The sequence below is a fragment of the Massilia sp. IC2-477 genome (assembly GCF_020707265.1).
Taxonomy (GTDB): Bacteria; Pseudomonadota; Gammaproteobacteria; order Burkholderiales; family Burkholderiaceae_D; genus Telluria.
Genome location: NZ_JAJFEQ010000005.1, coordinates 432,738 through 450,538, shown reverse-complemented (window position 1 = coordinate 450,538; position 17,801 = coordinate 432,738). Strand labels below are relative to the sequence as shown.

The 17,801-nt window shown below is 64.6% G+C and carries 13 protein-coding genes and 1 pseudogene; 11 read left to right on the top strand and 3 right to left on the bottom strand.

Going from position 1 to position 17,801, the window contains the following annotated elements; all coding sequences use genetic code 11:
- The 5 genes and pseudogenes from LK542_RS13275 to LK542_RS13255 all read left to right on the top strand — a co-directional run.
- Positions 1-227, top strand: a pseudogene (locus LK542_RS13275) (hypothetical protein); the annotation flags it as partial.
- Complete coding sequence (locus LK542_RS13270) at positions 227-2,305, top strand: secretin N-terminal domain-containing protein (protein ID WP_227812251.1); 2,079 nt, start codon at positions 227-229, stop codon at positions 2,303-2,305. The pseudogene LK542_RS13275 and the gene LK542_RS13270, both read left to right, overlap by 1 nt.
- A complete protein-coding gene (locus LK542_RS13265) occupies positions 2,305-2,775 on the top strand; it encodes a type II secretion system protein (RefSeq protein WP_227803599.1) in 471 nt (156 codons plus the stop codon). The genes LK542_RS13270 and LK542_RS13265 overlap by 1 nt, the downstream gene beginning before the upstream one ends.
- 5 nt (positions 2,776-2,780) lie before the next feature.
- Positions 2,781-3,164 carry a type II secretion system protein gene (locus LK542_RS13260; RefSeq protein WP_227803600.1) on the top strand — a complete coding sequence of 128 codons (384 nt, stop codon included), beginning with the start codon at positions 2,781-2,783 and terminating at the stop codon, positions 3,162-3,164.
- A 1-nt stretch (position 3,165) separates the two neighbouring features.
- Entirely contained in the window at positions 3,166-3,882 is a 717-nt protein-coding gene (locus LK542_RS13255) for a type II secretion system GspH family protein (RefSeq protein WP_227812250.1), read from the top strand.
- Here LK542_RS13255 and murJ read toward each other — a convergent pair.
- Positions 3,879-5,432, bottom strand: coding sequence for a murein biosynthesis integral membrane protein MurJ (gene murJ, locus LK542_RS13250; protein WP_227812249.1), 1,554 nt, complete (start codon positions 5,430-5,432; stop codon positions 3,879-3,881). The two genes, LK542_RS13255 and murJ, sit on opposite strands and share 4 nt — an antisense overlap.
- A 211-nt stretch (positions 5,433-5,643) precedes the next feature.
- Between murJ and rpsT the strand changes: the two genes are divergently transcribed.
- A complete protein-coding gene (gene rpsT / locus LK542_RS13245) occupies positions 5,644-5,910 on the top strand; it encodes a 30S ribosomal protein S20 (protein WP_036216299.1) in 267 nt (88 codons plus the stop codon).
- Between the two features lie 293 nt (positions 5,911-6,203).
- Positions 6,204-8,438, top strand: coding sequence for an NADP-dependent isocitrate dehydrogenase (locus tag LK542_RS13240; protein WP_227812248.1), 2,235 nt, complete (start codon positions 6,204-6,206; stop codon positions 8,436-8,438).
- A gap of 160 nt (positions 8,439-8,598) precedes the next feature.
- Here LK542_RS13240 and LK542_RS13235 read toward each other — a convergent pair whose 3' ends face one another.
- Positions 8,599-9,147 carry a pseudouridine synthase gene (locus LK542_RS13235; RefSeq protein WP_227812247.1) on the bottom strand — a complete coding sequence of 183 codons (549 nt, stop codon included), beginning with the start codon at positions 9,145-9,147 and terminating at the stop codon, positions 8,599-8,601.
- A gap of 178 nt (positions 9,148-9,325) precedes the next feature.
- Between LK542_RS13235 and icd the strand changes: the two genes are divergently transcribed.
- Complete coding sequence (gene icd / locus LK542_RS13230; protein ID WP_227812246.1) at positions 9,326-10,579, top strand: NADP-dependent isocitrate dehydrogenase; 1,254 nt, start codon at positions 9,326-9,328, stop codon at positions 10,577-10,579.
- Between the two features lie 236 nt (positions 10,580-10,815).
- On the opposite strand, the gene LK542_RS13225 is transcribed toward icd, so the two are convergent.
- A complete protein-coding gene (locus tag LK542_RS13225) occupies positions 10,816-11,019 on the bottom strand; it encodes a cold-shock protein (RefSeq protein WP_020653506.1) in 204 nt (67 codons plus the stop codon).
- A gap of 319 nt (positions 11,020-11,338) precedes the next feature.
- On the opposite strand from LK542_RS13225, the gene clpS reads away from it, so the two are divergent.
- The 3 genes from clpS to LK542_RS13210 all read left to right on the top strand — a co-directional run bounded on the left by clpS (position 11,339) and on the right by LK542_RS13210 (position 17,647).
- Positions 11,339-11,641 (top strand): ATP-dependent Clp protease adapter ClpS, encoded by a 303-nt coding sequence (gene clpS / locus LK542_RS13220; protein WP_027864722.1) that lies wholly within the window; start codon positions 11,339-11,341, stop codon positions 11,639-11,641.
- Positions 11,638-13,938 carry an ATP-dependent Clp protease ATP-binding subunit ClpA gene (clpA, locus tag LK542_RS13215; RefSeq protein WP_227800582.1) on the top strand — a complete coding sequence of 767 codons (2,301 nt, stop codon included), beginning with the start codon at positions 11,638-11,640 and terminating at the stop codon, positions 13,936-13,938. The genes clpS and clpA overlap by 4 nt, the downstream gene beginning before the upstream one ends.
- A 310-nt stretch (positions 13,939-14,248) precedes the next feature.
- On the top strand, positions 14,249-17,647 hold the full coding sequence (locus tag LK542_RS13210) for a S41 family peptidase (protein ID WP_374040138.1): 3,399 nt from the start codon (positions 14,249-14,251) through the stop codon (positions 17,645-17,647).
- The last annotated feature ends 154 nt before the right edge of the window (positions 17,648-17,801 follow it).

Genomic DNA, 17,801 nt, shown 5'->3' with positions numbered 1-17,801 from the left:
CGCCGGCGCCCACCGCGCCGCCCCTGCCATTCACCTTCATCGGCAAGTCGCTGCAGGACGGCGCCTGGGAAATCTACCTGGCGCGCGGCGACCGCACCTACCTCGTGCGCGAAAACACGGTCATCGACGGTACCTACCGCGTCGACGCCGTCAGGCCGCCCGTGCTGACCCTGACCTACCTGCCGCTGAACCAGGTTCAGCAGCTCAATATTGGAGTATTCGACTGATGGTTCGTATCCGGAATCTCGTGCTGGCTGCCGGCCTGGGAGCGCTGCTGCTTGCCGGCTGCGCCGGGCAGCGCGCCTACCAGGAAGGCAATGCCCTGGTCGCGCAGGACAAGGTCGCGGCCGGGCTGGTGAAATACCAGGAGGCGGTGGCCGCCGATCCCGCCAACCCCGAGTACCGCGCCGCCTACCTGCGCGCGCGCGACGGCGCCGCCGACCGCCTGGTCAAGCAGGCCGAGGCCTCGCTGGCGGAAGGGCAGGCCGAGCTGGCCCTGCAGGACTACCGCCGCGTGCTGGCCTTCGACCCGGCCAACGAACGCGCGCGCGCCGGCCTGCGCCAGGTGGAAAGCGACCGCCGTCATGGCGGCATGCTGGAGGCGGCCCGCGCCGCGTTCGACAAGGGCGAGCTCGATGGCGCGCGCCAGAAGCTGTCCGCGATCCTCGCCGAACGTCCCGGCTACGAGCCGGCGCGCCTCCTGCTGCTGGAAGTCGACGAAAAGGCCAATGCCGCGCCCGCAGGGGAAGCGGCCCTGACCGCGGCCTTCCGCAAGCCGATCAGCCTCGAATTCCGCGACGCGCCGCTCAAGCAGATCTTCGAGATCATCTCGCGCCATTCGGGGCTGAACTTCGTGTTCGACAAGGACGTCAAGGCCGACCAGCGCAGCTCGATCTTCCTGAAGAACAGCACGGTGGAGGCGGCGGTCTACTACCTCCTGATGACCAACCAGCTCGAGCGCCAGGTCATGGATGGCAATACCATCCTGATCTACCCGAACGTGGCGGCCAAGCTGAAGGAATACCAGGAGATGACGGTCAAGACCTTCTTCCTGGCCAATGCCGACGCCAAGAACATCGCCAACACCTTCAAGACCATCCTCAAGTCGCGCGACGTGGTGGTCGATGAAAAGCTCAATCTCGTGATCCTGCGCGACAGCCCGGAAGCGGTGCGCGTGGCGAGCCAGCTGGTGGCGCTGCAGGACGTGCCCGAGCCGGAAGTCATGCTCGATGTCGAGGTGCTGGAGATCAAGCGCAGCCGCGTCACCGACCTCGGCATCCGTTGGCCAGGCGCGGTCTCGTTCTCGCCGCTGGCGACCCTGGATGGCGACCCGATCACGCTCAGCCAGCTGCGCGGCCTCACCAGCCGCAGCATCGGCACGGTCAGCGAACTGTCGGCCACGGTCAATGCCAACAAGACCGACGGCGATTCCAACACCCTGGCCAATCCGCGCATCCGCGTGCGCAACAAGGAAAAGGCCAAGGTCGTCATCGGCGACAAGATCCCGAATATCTCGACCACGATTTCTTCGGGCGTGGGCGGCTTCGCCTCGGAATCGGTGAACTACGTGGACGTGGGCCTGACCCTGAACGTCGAGCCGACTATCTACCTGAACAACGAAGTCGGCATCCGCATCTCGCTCGAAGTCAGCACCCTGGGCGAATCGGTGACCACCCGTTCCGGCACCGTGGCCTACCGCATCGGCACCCGCTCGGCCACCACCTTCCTGCAGCTGAAGGACGGCGAGAACCAGGTGCTGGCGGGCCTGATCAGCAACGAAGACCGCTCCGGCGCCAGCAAGCTGCCGGGCATCGGCGACCTGCCGATCGTCGGCCGCCTGTTCGGCAGCCAGCGCGACTCCAACGACCGCACCGAGATCGTGCTGTCGATCACGCCGCGCCTGGTGCGCACGGTGCAGCGTCCGCCGGCGGCAGCGTCGGAATTTGGCGCCGGCACCGAGGCCAGTTTCCGCCGCCGTCCGGACAGCACGGCGCGTGCGCCGGCGCCGGCCGCCACCGCCGCCACCCGCGTCGGTGCGGCGCCGGGCGCCGCGCCCGGCCAGAACGCGGCCCCGGTCAGCGGCGCCGCCACGCCGGCACCGGCCAACCCGGCCGTACCGGCACCGGCGCCGGTCGGCACCCCGGCCGCACCTATCTCGGTCCCGCCGTCGCAGCTGCCGGTGACGCCGCAGAGCGGTTCGCCCCAATCCGGTCCGCCGCCGGCCGCGCCGGCGCCGAACATCCAGGTGATCCCGGTGCAGCCGCCACCGCCGGCAGTGCCGCCCGCGCCGACCAACCAGCAGTGATGTTCAAGCGCGGCTTCACCCTCATCGAACTACTGGTGACGCTGGCGATCCTGGCCCTGCTGGGAACGCTGGTGGTGCCGGTGGCCCAGGTCACGGCCCAGCGTCGCGACGAGGTGGAGCTGCGCCGCGCCCTGCGCGAGATCCGCGCCGGCATCGACGCCTATAAAAAGGCCAGCGACGAGGGCAGGGTGGCGAAAGCTGCGGGCGCCACCGGTTATCCCCCGCGGCTGGAAATGCTGGTCGAGGGCGTGCGCGACCTGCGCAGCCCGAAGCAGGCCCAGATCTATTTCATGCGGCGCCTGCCGCGCGACCCCTTCCATCCCGACGGCGAGGCCACCCCTGCCGAGACCTGGGGCAAGCGCAGCTATGCCAGCGAGCCGGACGAACCGAAAGAGGGCGATGACGTCTACGACGTCTACTCGAGGTCGGAAAAACCGGGCCTGAACGGCATCCCCTACAACAAGTGGTGAACCCGATGACGAGCACACGGCGCCTGCGCGCCTTCACCCTGATCGAACTGCTGGTGGTGCTGGGCATCGTGGCCCTGCTATTGACCCTGGCGGTGCCGCGCTTCTTCCCCAGCATTGACAGCAGCAAGGAGACCATCCTTGCCGAGAACCTGCGCAATACCCGCGCCGTCATCGACCAGTACAAGGCCGACACCGGGCGCTATCCGGATTCGCTCGAGCAGCTGGTGGAGAAAAAATACCTGCGCGAGCTGCCGATGGACCCGATCCTGGAGTCGCGCGAAGGCTGGGTGGTGGAGCCGCCGCCGGAAGGCGAGCAGGGCGAGCTGGGCAACATCCGCAGCGGCGCGCCGGGCAACGACCGCAAGGGCACGCCGTTCGCGGAGTGGTAGCGTGACGCCCCGCCTGCGCCAGGCCGGCTTCACCTACCTCGGCCTGATCATCTTCGTCTTCATCATCGGCCTGGTGGGCGCCGCCACGCTGAAGATCGGCGCGCTGCTGCAGCGCGCCCACACGGAAGAGGAACTGCTGGAGATCGGCTACCAGTTCAGCGCCGCGCTGAAGAGCTATGCCGAGGCCACCCCGCGCGGCCAGCCAACCCAGCCTATGACACTGCAGGAACTGCTGCGCGACCCGCGCTTCCCGAACCCGCGCCGCCACCTGCGCAAGATCTTCGTCGATCCGGTCAGCGGCAAGGCCGAATGGGGGCTGGTGCGGGCGGGCGAGGGCGGGCGCATCCTGGGCGTGCACAGCCTGTCGAAAGCGGCGCCGCTGAAGCTGGCGAACTTCGACAAGCGCTTCCCCGGCTTCGACAATCGCGAGCACATCGCGGACTGGAAGTTCATGGCTGACCAGCAGGGGGCCGGTGCACCGCTGGCGCCGGGCGCGCGGCCCGTCATCGTACCGATGCCGCCGCTCACGCCCGGCACCTTGCCGGCGGCCCCGCCAGCGCCGGCGCCGTCGCAGCCGCAGCCGCAGCCCGAACCCGAGCCGCCGAAGGAAGAACCGCCGGTGGAGGAACCACCGGCGGAAGAGAAACCGGCCGAGCCGCCGCAAGAGCCGAAAGAGCCATCGGTGCCGACGACCCAATCGCAGGATTCCGGTCGCTAGCCTTTGGCGCGGCGCTTGAAGTCGCGCGGGCGGAAGCCCAGCAGCATCAGCACGGCGAAGTAGGCGACGGCGGCGGCGGCGATGATCGCCCCCAGGGCGCCGGCGCGCAGCAGCGGCGTGGCGCGCAGCGCGATCCAGTCGAACTGCGCCTGGCCATACCAGGAGACCAGGCCCATCACGCCGACCGCCAGCACCAGCTTGAGGAAGAACTTGCCCCAGCCCGGCTGCGGCACGTAGATCTGGCGGCGGCGCAGGCCGGCGTACAGGAAGGAGGCGTTGATGCATGCGCCCAGGCCGATCGACAGCGCCAGGCCGGCCACGCCGAACAGCGGCACGAAGGCCAGGTTCATCAGCTGGGTCGCAATCAGCACGCCCACCGCGATCTTCACCGGCGTCCGCACTTCCTGGCGCGCATAGAAGGCCGGGGCCAGGGTCTTGACCAGGATGAAGCCGAGCAGGCCGGCGCTGTAGGCCATCAGCGGCAGCGAGGAAGCGCGCACGTCGCCGGCATCGAACACGCCGTAGTGGAACAGGGTGGCGATCATCGGCACGGCGAGGGTGGCCATGCCGACCGAGGAGGGCAGGGCCAGCAGGAAGGTCAGGCGCAGGCCCCAGTCCAGCAGCGAGGAGTATTCCTGGGTATCGCCCTCGGTATTCGCCTTGGCCAGGCTGGGCAGCAGGATGGTGCCCAGGGCCACGCCCAGCAGGGCGGTGGGGAATTCCATCAGGCGGTCGGCGTATTGCAGGGCGGTGACCGCGCCGGCGGCCAGGCTGGCCGCGATGGTGGTGTTGATCAGGAGGCTGATCTGGGCCGCCGACACCGCGAACACGGCCGGCCCCATCTTGCCCAGCATGCGGCGCACGCCGGCATCGCGCAGTCCGGTCAATGGGTTGAGCGAGAGGCGCGGCAGCATGCCGAGTTTAACGAGCGACGGGATCTGCACCGCCACCTGGGCGATGCCGCCCACGCAGACGCCGACCGCCATGGCGTAGATCGGCTGCTCGAACCAGTCGGCCAGCACCAGTGCCGAGACGATGAAGGAAATGTTCAGCAGCACCGGTGTAAAGGCCGGAATCTTGAATTGGCGCCAGGTATTGAGCACGCCGCTGGCCAATGCCACGAAGGCCATGCAGGCGATATAGGGGAACATCATGCGCGTCATCACCACGGCCGCATCGAAGGCGGCCGGTTCGCGCTGCAGGCCGCCGCCAATCAGGTAGATCAGCACCGGCGCGGCGACGATGCCGGCGATACTGGTCAGCACCGTGGCCCAGATCAGCACCGTGGCGACATGGTCGACCAAGGTCTTGGTCGCTTCACTGCCATGCTTGGTCTTGTACTCGGTGAGGATGGGCACGAAGGCCTGCGAGAACGCGCCTTCGGCGAACAGCCGGCGCAGCAGGTTGGGCAGGCGGAAGGCGATGTTGAAGGCATCGGTGAAGTTCGAGGCGCCGAAGGTGGCGGCAAACAGGCTGTCGCGCAGCAGACCGGTGACACGGGACACCATGGTCATGCTGGAAATGGCGGCGAGGGTACGGAGCAGGTTCATGGCCGGGAATTATACGTGGGCAACTAGCTGCGCACGTGGCATCCGGAGACATTTATGCATTTATGAATTGCCCTGACCCGTTTGTTTCGCTATAATCGTGGGCTGTACTGAATTCTGTTAGCAGACACTAATCGTTGGGCAGGCACGGATAAGAGCCGGTTTCACTCGCTAATGTTTGCAAACGCAACTTGACCCCGATTTAGGAAATTTCATGGCAAATACCGCACAAGCGCGCAAACGCGCTCGTCAAGCAGTTAAGCAAAACGCGCACAACTCGGCACAGCGCTCGACCCTGCGCACCGCAATCAAGGCAGTTCGCAAGGCCATCCAGGCTGGCGACAAGGCCGCTGCGACCACCATCTTCCAGCAGTCCGTGTCGACCATCGACAGCATCGCTGACAAGAAGATCATCCACAAGAACAAAGCAGCCCGCCACAAGAGCCGTCTGGCTGCTGCCCTGAAGGCACTGTCCGCTTAATTAGCGAGGTGCGTGCGGCCCAGGCCGCGCAGGCAGTTCTGTGCAGAGCAAGACCCGCCCGACGTCAAGTCCGGCGGGTTTTGTCGTTTGTTGCGCCCGGCGGTTTCGACCATGGCCGGGTGGCGGCGGATATCTTAAAACCGTGGCGCACAGTAAAATACTGGTGCATAATGTGAAACGCCGTCTTATGTCTTATAGAAGACTTCGCCAACCGGCGGGGTCGTGACGAGACCCGAGCGTTACCACCGTTTTTAGACATCGTGCGACCCGCGCGATCATCGAGGAAAAAGCGTATGAGCAGTGATCCGACCATCATCTACACCCTGACCGACGAGGCCCCGCTGCTGGCGACCCACGCCTTCCTGCCAGTCGTCAGCACCTTCACCAAGCCGGCCGGCATCAAGGTCGAGCAGGCCGACATCTCCGTCGCCGCCCGTATCCTGGCGCAGTTCCCGGAAAACCTGACTCCGGAACAGCGCGTCCCGGATGTGCTGACCGAACTGGGCAAGAAGACGCTCGAGCCGGACGCGAACATCATCAAGCTGCCGAACATCTCGGCCTCGGTGGGCCAGCTGACCGCCGCGATCAAGGAACTGCAGGCCAAGGGCTACAATCTGCCGGACTACCCGGCCGACCCGAAGACCGACGAAGAGAAGGCCATCAAGGCCAAGTACGGCAAGTGCATCGGCTCGTCGGTGAACCCGGTCCTGCGCGAAGGTAACTCCGACCGCCGCGCCCCGAAGGCCGTCAAGGAATACGCACGCAAGAACCCGCACTCGATGGCAGCATGGTCGCAGGCATCGCGCACCCACGTGTCGCACATGACCCACGGCGACTTCTACCACGGCGAAAAGTCGATGACCCTCGACGGCGCCCGTGACGTCAAGATGGAGCTGGTCACCAAGTCGGGCCAGACCATCGTCCTGAAGCCGAAGGTCGCGCTGCAGGCCGGCGAGATCATCGATTCGATGTTCATGAGCCGCAAGGCCCTGCTGGCCTTCTACGAGCAGCAGATCAACGACGCCAAGCAGACCGGCGTGCTGTTCTCGCTGCACGTGAAAGCGACCATGATGAAGGTCTCGCACCCGATCGTGTTCGGCCACTGCGTACGCATGTTCTACAAGGAAGCGTTTGAAAAGCACGGCGCCCTGTTCGACAGCCTCGGCATCAACGTGAACAACGGCATGGCCGACCTGTACACCAAGATCGCCGCACTGCCGGCCTCGCAGCGCGAAGAAGTCGAGCGCGACCTGCACGCCTGCCAGGAAAACCGTCCGGCGCTGGCCATGGTCGACTCGACCAAGGGCATCACCAACTTCCATTCGCCGAACGACGTGATCGTCGATGCGTCGATGCCGGCCATGATCCGCGCCGGCGGCAAGATGTACGACGCCACCGGCGCGCTGAAGGATGTCAAGGCAGTCATTCCGGAATCGACCTTCGCTCGCATCTACCAGGAGATCATCAACTTCTGCAAATGGCACGGCGCCTTCGATCCGAAGACCATGGGCACCGTCCCGAACGTGGGCCTGATGGCGCAGCAGGCCGAGGAATACGGCTCGCACGACAAGACCTTCGAGATCACGGAAGACGGCGTGGCCAACATCACCGACCTCGCCACCGGCGAAGTGCTGATGTCGCAGAACGTCGAGCAGGGCGACATCTGGCGCATGTGCCAGACCAAGGACGCCCCGATCCGCGACTGGGTCAAGCTGGCGGTCACCCGCGCGCGCAACTCGGGCATGCCGGCCGTGTTCTGGCTCGACCCATACCGTCCGCACGAGAATGAACTGATCAAGAAGGTCAAGACCTACCTGAAGGATCACGCTACCGACGGCCTGGACATCCAGATCATGTCGCAGGTCCGTGCGATGCGCTACACCCTGGAGCGCGTCAAGCGCGGCCTGGACACCATCTCGGTCACCGGCAACATCCTACGCGACTACCTGACCGACCTGTTCCCGATCCTGGAACTGGGCACCTCGGCCAAGATGCTGTCGATCGTCCCGCTGATGGCCGGCGGCGGCATGTACGAAACCGGTGCGGGCGGCTCGGCGCCGAAGCACGTGCAGCAGCTGACCGAAGAGAACCACCTGCGCTGGGATTCGCTGGGCGAGTTCCTGGCCCTGGCCGTGTCGCTGGAAGACCTGGGTATCAAGACCGGCAACAACAAAGCCAAGGTCCTGGCCAAGACCCTGGACGCCGCCACCGGCAAGCTGCTGGACAACCGCAAGTCGCCGTCGCCGAAGACCGGTGAACTCGACAACCGCGGCAGCCAGTTCTACCTGTCGATGTACTGGGCCCAGGAGCTTAGCGCGCAGAGCGAGGACGCCGAACTGGCAGCCAAGTTCGCGCCGCTGGCCAAGCAGCTGGCGGAGAATGAACAGAAGATCGTTCAGGAACTGCTCGAAGTGCAGGGCAAGCCGGCCGATATCGGTGGCTACTACAAGGCCGACGACGCCAAGGTGAAGGCGGTGATGCGCCCGAGCGCGACCTTCAACAGCGCGCTGGAGTCGTTCGCGGCTTAAGCAGCTTCGCAGCAAACAAGAACGCCGGCTATATGCCGGCGTTTTTTTTGGTTTCGTAGGGTGGGCGGCTTAGCCGCCCACGCGTTCAAGCGGCGGAGGAATAGTTAATGCGCGTCAGTTCACCGCAGTGTTGAACGCGTGGGCGGGAGACCCGCCCACCCTACGGATATCTCACCTCGATAAACTCGCCAGGCATCAAGGGATGCGTCGCCAGCGAAAACGGCCCGATGCTCGAGCGCACCAGCCGCAAGGTCGGCAATCCCACCGCCGCGGTCATCCTGCGGACCTGCCGGTTCTTGCCTTCTTCCAGCGTGATCGCGATCCAGCTGGTCGGCTTGTCCTGGCGCACGCGGATCGGCGGGTTGCGCGGCCATAGCCAGGTCGGCTCGGCGATGCGTACCGCCTTGCACGGCTTGGTCACGAAGTCGCCCAGGTCGAGCGGCGCCTGCAGGCGCGACAGCAGGGCGGCGTCGGCCACGCCGTCGACCTGCACCAGGTAGGTCTTGGCTTCCTTGTGGTCCGGGTGCGCGATCTTGTGCTGCAGCTTGCCGTCGTCGGTCAGCAGCATCAGGCCTTCGCTGTCGGCATCCAGGCGGCCGGCAGGGTAGATATTGGGGATGTCCAGGTAGTCGGCCAGGGTCTCGCGGTCGTCCTGGCCGGAAAACTGGCACAGGACCTGGAAGGGTTTGTTGAACAGGATCAGAGGCATGGAATACGAATGGAGCGATAAAAGGTGCTGCGTGGCGCCTTGGAAAATACTGGTGCATAATGCAAGACGCTAGGATCGTCTTCTACAAGACTTGCAGGCGTATTCCACATTGTAGTTCATACAGCAGGCAGGCTTGAGACCGCGCTGGCGGCCTGTCGGCGACGAATGGGAGAGCACGATGTTCCAACATATCAAGGTCCCGGCCGACGGCCAGAAAATCACCGTCAACGCCGACTATTCGCTGAGCGTGCCGGACACTCCGGTCATTCCCTATATCGAGGGGGACGGCACCGGCGTCGACATCACCCCGGTGATGCTGAAGGTCGTCGATGCGGCCGTGGAAAAGGCGTATGGCGGCAGCCGCAAGATCAGCTGGATGGAAATCTATGCCGGCGAAAAATCGACCAGCGTCTATGGCCCCGACGTCTGGCTGCCGGCCGAGACGCTGGACGTGCTGAAGGATTACGTGGTGTCGATCAAGGGTCCGCTGACGACCCCGGTGGGCGGCGGCATCCGCTCGCTCAACGTTGCGCTGCGCCAGGAACTCGACCTGTATGTCTGCCTGCGTCCGGTGCGCTATTTCGCCGGCGTGCCCTCGCCGCTGAAGCAGCCGGAAAAAACCGACATGGTGATCTTCCGCGAGAACTCGGAAGACATCTATGCCGGCATCGAATGGGCCGAAGGTTCCGAAGGCGTCAAGAAGGTGATCAAGTTCCTGACCGAGGAAATGGGCGTCAAGAAGATCCGCTTCCCCGAGAGCTCGGGCCTGGGCGTCAAGCCGGTCTCGCGCGAAGGCACCGAGCGCCTGGTGCGCAAGGCGATCCAGTACGCGATCGACAACGACAAGCCTTCGGTGACCCTGGTCCACAAGGGCAATATCATGAAGTACACCGAAGGCGGCTTCCGCGACTGGGGCTACGCGCTGGCGCAGAAGGAATTCGGCGCCGAGCTGATCGACGGCGGCCCATGGTGCAAGTTCAAGAACCCGAAGACGGGCCGCGAGATCACCATTAAGGATTCGATCGCTGACGCCTTCCTGCAGCAGATCCTGCTGCGTCCGGCCGAGTACAGCGTGATCGCCACCCTGAACCTGAACGGCGACTATATCTCCGACGCGCTGGCGGCCCAGGTCGGCGGCATCGGTATCGCGCCGGGCGCCAACATGTCGGACTCGGTGGCGATGTTCGAGGCCACCCACGGCACCGCGCCGAAATATGCCGGCAAGGATTACGTCAATCCGGGTTCGCTCATCCTTTCGGCGGAGATGATGCTGCGCCATATGGGGTGGGTCGAAGCGGCCGACCTGATCATCCGTGCGATGGAAAAGGCGATTACCTCGAAAAAGGTCACCTACGACTTCGCGCGCCTGATGGAAGGCGCGACCCAGGTGTCCTGCTCGGGCTTCGGTGAGGTGATGATCGAGAATATGTGAGGCGAATCGCACACCACCGCCTTTCCGCAGGACCGATCAGCCCCGGGCTTGAATAAGCCGGGGCTTTTCTTATATAGAGGGGAGGGGAGCGACGGAGGCATCGCCGCACTGTTGCAGGACACGCGCGACTTTGTGGCGGAACTGGCTTATGCTCGTACCAAAGGCGGAGACTTGAGCCGCGGGGCGAAAAAAAACCCCGCTGGGGGCGGGGTTCTTCGCTTCCGGGAGGGGAATGATTACATGCCCTGGATGTTGGAAGCTTGCTTGCCTTTCGGGCCTTGCGTGACTTCGAATTGGACTTTTTGACCTTCTTTGAGGGTCTTAAAACCGTTCATGTTGATCGCGGAGAAGTGTGCGAACAGATCCTCGCCGCCGTCATCGGGAGTGATGAAGCCAAAACCTTTGGAATCATTGAACCACTTAACAGTACCAGTTGCCATAAAAGAACTTTCAAATTTTAACTAATCACACGAGCCATAAAAGCAAGAAGCTTCTTGCCCCCTCCTCAGCCTGCTCACTTCTTATCAACAAGTACATAAGTACAATGTCAATGACTGCATTGTTGGTGGAATAATCACTGAAGTCAAGCGGTTTTGGACCCTTGTTGCCAAATTTTCCACAGCAGAGGTAACGCGGCTCTTGATTTCGTCAATTGGATCGCCATCTGCGCATAAATCGGAAAACGCGTAACATGGAAGCACATGAGAACGAGCTGATGTTTACGCTTGGCACAGACTTTGAAAGCATTAGAATACGCCCATGGCTACGAAGCATGACACCGAACAGCTGCTGGAGCGGCAGACCGTAAAACCGCCACCCTTGTACCAGGTGGCGTTGCTGAACGACGACTACACGCCAATGGAATTCGTGGTCGCGATCATCCAGGAGTATTTCAACAAGGATCGCGAAACGGCGACCCAGATCATGCTTTCCGTGCACCGTCACGGCAAGGGCGTCTGTGGGGTGTTTTCCAAAGATATAGCGTGTACCAAAGTGGAGTTTGTCTTAACGCATGCGCGTAAGGCAGGGCACCCCCTGCAATGCGTGATGGAGGAAGTATGATTGCGCAGGAACTTGAAGTATCCCTACACATGGCCTTTGTCGAAGCCCGCCAGGCCCGCCACGAGTTCATCACCGTGGAGCACCTGCTGCTGGCCCTGCTCGACAACCCATCAGCCGCCGAAGTCCTGCGTGCGTGCGCGGTCAATATCGAAGACCTGCGCAAGACCTTGACTAATTTTATCGGTGATAACACCCCGACCGTGCCTGGCACGGGCGAGGTCGACACCCAGCCGACGCTCGGATTCCAGCGTGTGATCCAGCGTGCGATCATGCACGTGCAGTCGGCCTCGAACGGCAAGAAGGAAGTGACCGGCGCGAACGTGCTGGTGGCGATCTTCGGCGAGAAGGACTCGCATGCCGTCTACTACCTGCACCAGCAGGGCGTGACCCGTCTCGACGTGGTCAATTTCATCTCGCACGGCGTGCGCAAGGACCAGCAGCTCGACACCAGCAAGGCGTCGGAAGGCGTGGAAGAGGCGCAGGTCGAAGGCCAGGCCAAGGAAAGCCCGCTCGACCAGTTCACCCAGAACCTGAACAAGTCGGCTGCCGACGGCAAGATCGATCCGCTGATCGGCCGCGAGGAAGAAGTCGACCGCGTGATCCAGATCCTGTGCCGCCGCCGCAAGAACAATCCGCTGCTGGTGGGCGAGGCCGGTGTCGGCAAGACCGCCATCGCGGAAGGCCTGGCATGGCGCATCGTCCAGGAAGACGTGCCCGAGATCCTGCAGAACGCCGTCGTGTATTCGCTCGACATGGGCGCGCTGCTGGCCGGTACCAAGTACCGCGGCGATTTCGAGCAGCGCCTGAAGGCCGTCCTCAAGCAATTGAAGGACACGCCGAACGGCATCCTGTTCATCGACGAGATCCACACCATCATCGGCGCCGGTTCGGCTTCGGGCGGCACGCTCGACGCATCGAACCTGCTCAAGCCGGCCCTGGCCAACGGCCAGCTCAAGTGCATCGGCGCGACCACGTTCACGGAATTCCGCGGCGTGTTCGAGAAAGACCATGCCCTGAGCCGCCGCTTCCAGAAGGTGGACGTGAACGAACCGTCGGTCGAGCAGACCGTGGCGATCCTGCGTGGCCTGAAGTCGCGCTTCGAAGAGCACCATGGCGTGAAGTATTCGGCATCGGCGCTGTCGACCGCGGCCGAGCTGGCGGCCCGCTTCATCAATGACCGCCACCTGCCGGACAAGGCCATCGACGTGATCGACGAAGCCGGTGCCGCCCAGCGCATCCTGCCGAAGTCGAAGCAGAAGAAGACCATCGGCAAGACCGAGATCGAGGACATCATCGCGAAGATCGCGCGGATCCCTCCGCAAACCGTCAACCAGGACGACCGCAGCAAGCTGCAGACCATCGACCGCGACCTGCGCAACGTGGTGTTCGGCCAGGATCCTGCGATCGAGGCGCTGTCGGCCGCGATCAAGATGGCCCGTGCCGGCCTGGGCAAGCAGGACAAGCCGATCGGCTCCTTCCTGTTCTCGGGTCCGACCGGTGTCGGCAAGACCGAGGTCGCCAAGCAGCTCGCCTTCATCCTGGGCATCGAGCTGGTGCGCTTCGACATGTCCGAGTACATGGAGCGTCACGCCGTGTCGCGCCTGATCGGTGCGCCGCCGGGCTACGTCGGCTTCGACCAGGGCGGCCTGCTGACCGAGGCCATCACCAAGAAGCCGCACGCAGTGCTGCTGCTGGACGAGATCGAGAAGGCCCATCCGGACATCTTCAACATCCTGCTGCAGGTGATGGACCACGGCACGCTGACCGATAACAACGGCCGCAAGGCGGACTTCCGCAACGTGATCATCATCATGACCACCAACGCGGGCGCCGAAAGCCTGACCAAGCGCTCGGTGGGCTTCGTGGATTCGAAGGCGCAGGGCGACGAGATGGCGGACATCAAGCGCATGTTCACGCCGGAGTTCCGCAACCGCCTGGACGCAATCATCAGCTTCCGCGCGCTGGACGAGGACATCATCCTGCGCGTCGTGGACAAGTTCCTGATGCAGCTGGAAGAGCAGCTGCACGAGAAGAAGGTGGAAGCCGTCTTCACCGAGAAGCTGCGCAAGTTCCTCGGCAAGAAGGGCTTCGATCCGCTGATGGGCGCCCGCCCGATGTCGCGCCTGATCCAGGACATGATCCGCAAGGCGCTGGCCGACGAGCTGCTGTTCGGCCGCCTGGTCAACGGTGGCCGCGTGACGGTGGAGCTGAACGAGAAGGACGACGTCGTGCTCGAGTTCCCGGAAGGGGACGCACTGCCGCCACCGGCTCCGGCGGAGACGGTGGAGATCGAATAAACTTCGGTCGAGTGAGAGAAACCGCGCTTCGGCGCGGTTTTTTTTCGCCGGTGGTTTGCTCGAGAACTTGGGTTCCGGCCTTCGCCGGAACGACGTGCTAAAGCTGAGGGCAAAAGGAAGCGCCTCAAGCCCGCAGCCTATAAACCGTCATGCGCGCCACTGGCGCCCATGACTTCCGGCGAAGGCCGGAATCCAATTTTGCACGCCTACCACCAGCCCATCATTTTTTTGCACGTATGCACACCGCGCACGCCTTCACGTATGGCAAACTCTTCCTCTTCAGTAACTCCTCGCCACCGTGAACATGACCGTGTCCCGCACCATCCTCGCCCTTTCGCTGGCCCTGATCGGCAGCCACGCCGCCGCCGCCGACCCATACTTCCGCTTCCCCGCCATCCGCGGCGACAGCATCGTCTTCACCGCCGAGGGCGACCTGTGGCGCACCACGCTGCTAGGGGGCAAGGCGACCCGCCTGACTACCCATCCTTCCGCTGAAACCCAGGCCGCGATCTCGCACGACGGCAAGCACGTCGCCTTCGCCGCCTCCTACGAGGGCGCGCAGGAAGCCTATGTGATGCCGATCGAGGGCGGGCTGCCCAAGCGCATCACCTTCGAGAGCGGCGGCGTGACGGTGCTGGGCTGGACGGCGCAGGGGGAAGTCTTGGTGAGCACCCAGAATTCGGTCGGTCCCTCGCAGCACCGCATCGTGGCGGCGCTGGACCCGGTCAAGATGACGCGCCGCGTGCTGCCGCTGGCCGACGCCAACGACGCTGTGCTGAGCGACGACGGCCGCAGCGTGTTCTTCACGCGCATGGGCCTGTCGATGACCAACGATAACGTCAAGACCTACCGCGGCGGGGCCCATGCCCAGCTGTGGCGCTACGAACTCGGTTCGAAGAACGAGGCGGTGCGCCTGTTCAAGGACGATACGTCGAACAACCGCCGCGCCATGTGGTGGCAGGGCCGCATCTACTTCATCAGCGACGCCGGCGGCGCCGACAACATCTGGTCCGCGCTGCCGGACGGGAGCGACCGCAAGGCCCACACCCAGCACCGCGAATGGGACGTGCGCACCGCCGCGCTGGGCGATGGCCGCATCGCCTACCAGCTGGGCGCCGACCTGCGCGTGTTCGACATCGCCAGCGGCAGCGACACGCTGATCAAGACCAGCCTGGTCTCGGACTTCGACCAGCAGCGCACCCGCCGCGTGCGCTCGCCGCTGGACGCGCTCACCAACATCGAACTGGCCAGCAAGGCCGAGCGCATCGTGATCACCGCGCGCGGCAAGGTGACCATTGCCGGCACCGGCAGCTACCGCCGCGTGGAGATCGCGGTGCCGGAAGGCGCGCGTGCGCGCAGCGCCGTGTTCAGCCATGACGACAAGTGGGTCTACGCCTTTGTCGACACCACCGGCGAGAACGAGATCTGGCGCTACGCCGCCGACGGATCGGGCAAGGGCGAGCGCCTCACGATCGACGGCGCCAGCCACCGCTCCGGCATCTACCCGTCGCCGGACGGTCGCTGGCTGGCCCACACCGACAAGAAGGGCCGTACCTGGCTGCTCGACCTGCAGGCCCGCACCAACGTGATCATCGACGACGCCAAGCAGGTGGGCGCCGACCGTCCGGACCAGGTGGTGTGGTCGCCCGACAGCCGCAACCTGGCTTTTGTCCGCGTCGGTAGCAGCGAGCAGCGCAACCAGATCGGCATGTACAACCTGGCCAGCAAGACCATGGCCTTCGTCACCACCGACCGCTACACGGCCGACTCGCCGGTGTTCTCGCCGGACGGGAAGTGGCTGTACTTCCTGTCGTCGCGCCACTTCAACGTCGGTAACAACGGCCCCTGGGGCGACCGCAACATGGGCCCCGTGTTCGACCGCCGCGTCGGCATCTACGCACTCGCGCTGCAGCCGGGCGTACGCTTCCCGTTCAAGCCCGAGGACGAGCTGACCAAGCCGGAAGTGGCCACGCCCGAAGCCGCCGCGCGCACCGCGGTCCAGACCCCGGGCAAGGAAGAAGCCGACAAGAGCGCCGCTGTCGCCGCCGCTGCCGCCGCCACCGCGGCAGCCTCTACCTCCGACCCGAAAGCCAAGACGCCCACGCCGGCAATCGACTATGCCGGACTGCGCGAGCGCCTGTATGAAGTGCCGATCGCACCGGGCAACTACCGCGCCCTGGCGATCGACGAGAAGCGCCTGTACATTCTCGAATCCGACAATGGCCGCAGCGGGGCCCTGAAGACCCTGGAGATCTCGCGCAGCAGTCCGCAGCCGGAAGTCTTCGTGAATAACGTGCGCGAATTCGGCCTCAGCACCGACCGCAAGCACATCTTCTACCGCACCTTTAACGCCACCGGTCCGGGCGAGATGCTGATCGTGGCCGCCGGCGCCAAGGCCCCGGCCGACGTCAGCAAGGCGCGCGTGAAGATCGACGACTGGGCGGTCAGCACCAATCCGCCGCTGGAATGGAAGCAGATGTTCAATGACGCCTGGCGCATGCACCGCGACTTCCTGTACGACGCCAACATGCGCGGCGTGGACTGGGTCGCCGTGCGCAATCGCTACGCGCCGCTGGTGGAGCGCGTGACCGACCGCGCCGAACTGGACGACGTGCTGGGCATGATGGTGGGCGAAGTCGGCGCGCTGCATTCGCAGATCCGTCCGGGCGACGTGCGCCGCGCCACGGGCGAGGGCGTGCCTTCGAGCCTCGGCGCCGTGCTGTCGCGGGTGGGCGAGGGCTTCCGGGTCGACCGCGTCTACCGCAGCGAACCGGAGCTGCCGTCCGAGCGCGGCCCGCTGTCGGCGCCCGACGTCGGCGTGAAGGAAGGCGACGTCATCACCGCCGTCAACGGCAAGTCGCTGGTTGAGACCCGCGACATCGCCGACCTGCTGCTGGACCAGGCCGACAAGCAGGTGCTGCTGCACGTGAAGAGCCCGGGCGCCAAGGCGGCGCGCCCGGTGATCGTCACGCCTGTGAACATGGCGCGCCATGCGAGCCTGCGCTACTCCGACTGGGAGCAGAGCAGGGCGCAGCAGGCCGACCAGGCCTCGAAGGGCAAGATCGGCTACCTGCACCTACGCGCGATGACCGCGCGCGACATCAACGCCTTTGCGCGCGACTTCTACGCCAACATCAACAAGGAAGGCCTGATCATCGACGTGCGCCGCAATAATGGCGGCAACATCGACAGCTGGATCATCGAGAAGCTGCTGCGCCGCTCGTGGGCCTTCTGGAGCTCGAACGGCAACCTGCCGCAGTCGAACATGCAGAACACCTTCCGCGGCCACCTGGTGGTGCTGATGGACGAGCTGACTTACTCGGACGGCGAAACCTTCGCCGCCGGCGTCAAGGCCCTGAAACTCGGCCCGCTGGTCGGCAAGCGCACCGCCGGCGCCGGCGTCTGGCTCAGCGACGGCAACGGCCTGGCCGACAACGGCATGGCGCGCGTGGCCGAGTTCGGCCAGTTCGCGGCAGACGGCGACTGGCTGATCGAAGGCGTGGGCGTGACCCCGGACGTCGAGGTCGACAACCTGCCGCACGAAACCTTCGAGGGACGTGACCGCCAGCTGGAAGTGGCGATCGAACTGCTGGAAAAGAAGATGCAGGAGCAGCCGGTCAAGCAGTGGAAGCCGGCGGCGATTCCGGCGCTGAAGCGCCAGTGGGAAGCGGGCGAGGCATCCATCAAGACGCCGTCGACCAACAAGTAGTTCGGGAGTGGGCGGAAACGGATTCGGTTTTCGCCCACGCTTGGCTGTTCAGACAGTCAAGGGAAGTGCATTGAAGTGCTTGCTGACCGCTGCGTGCGCTTCAGCCTGTGCCAAGGTCGCTCTGCCGCGTGGACTCGCGCCGAGGTGGAGAATG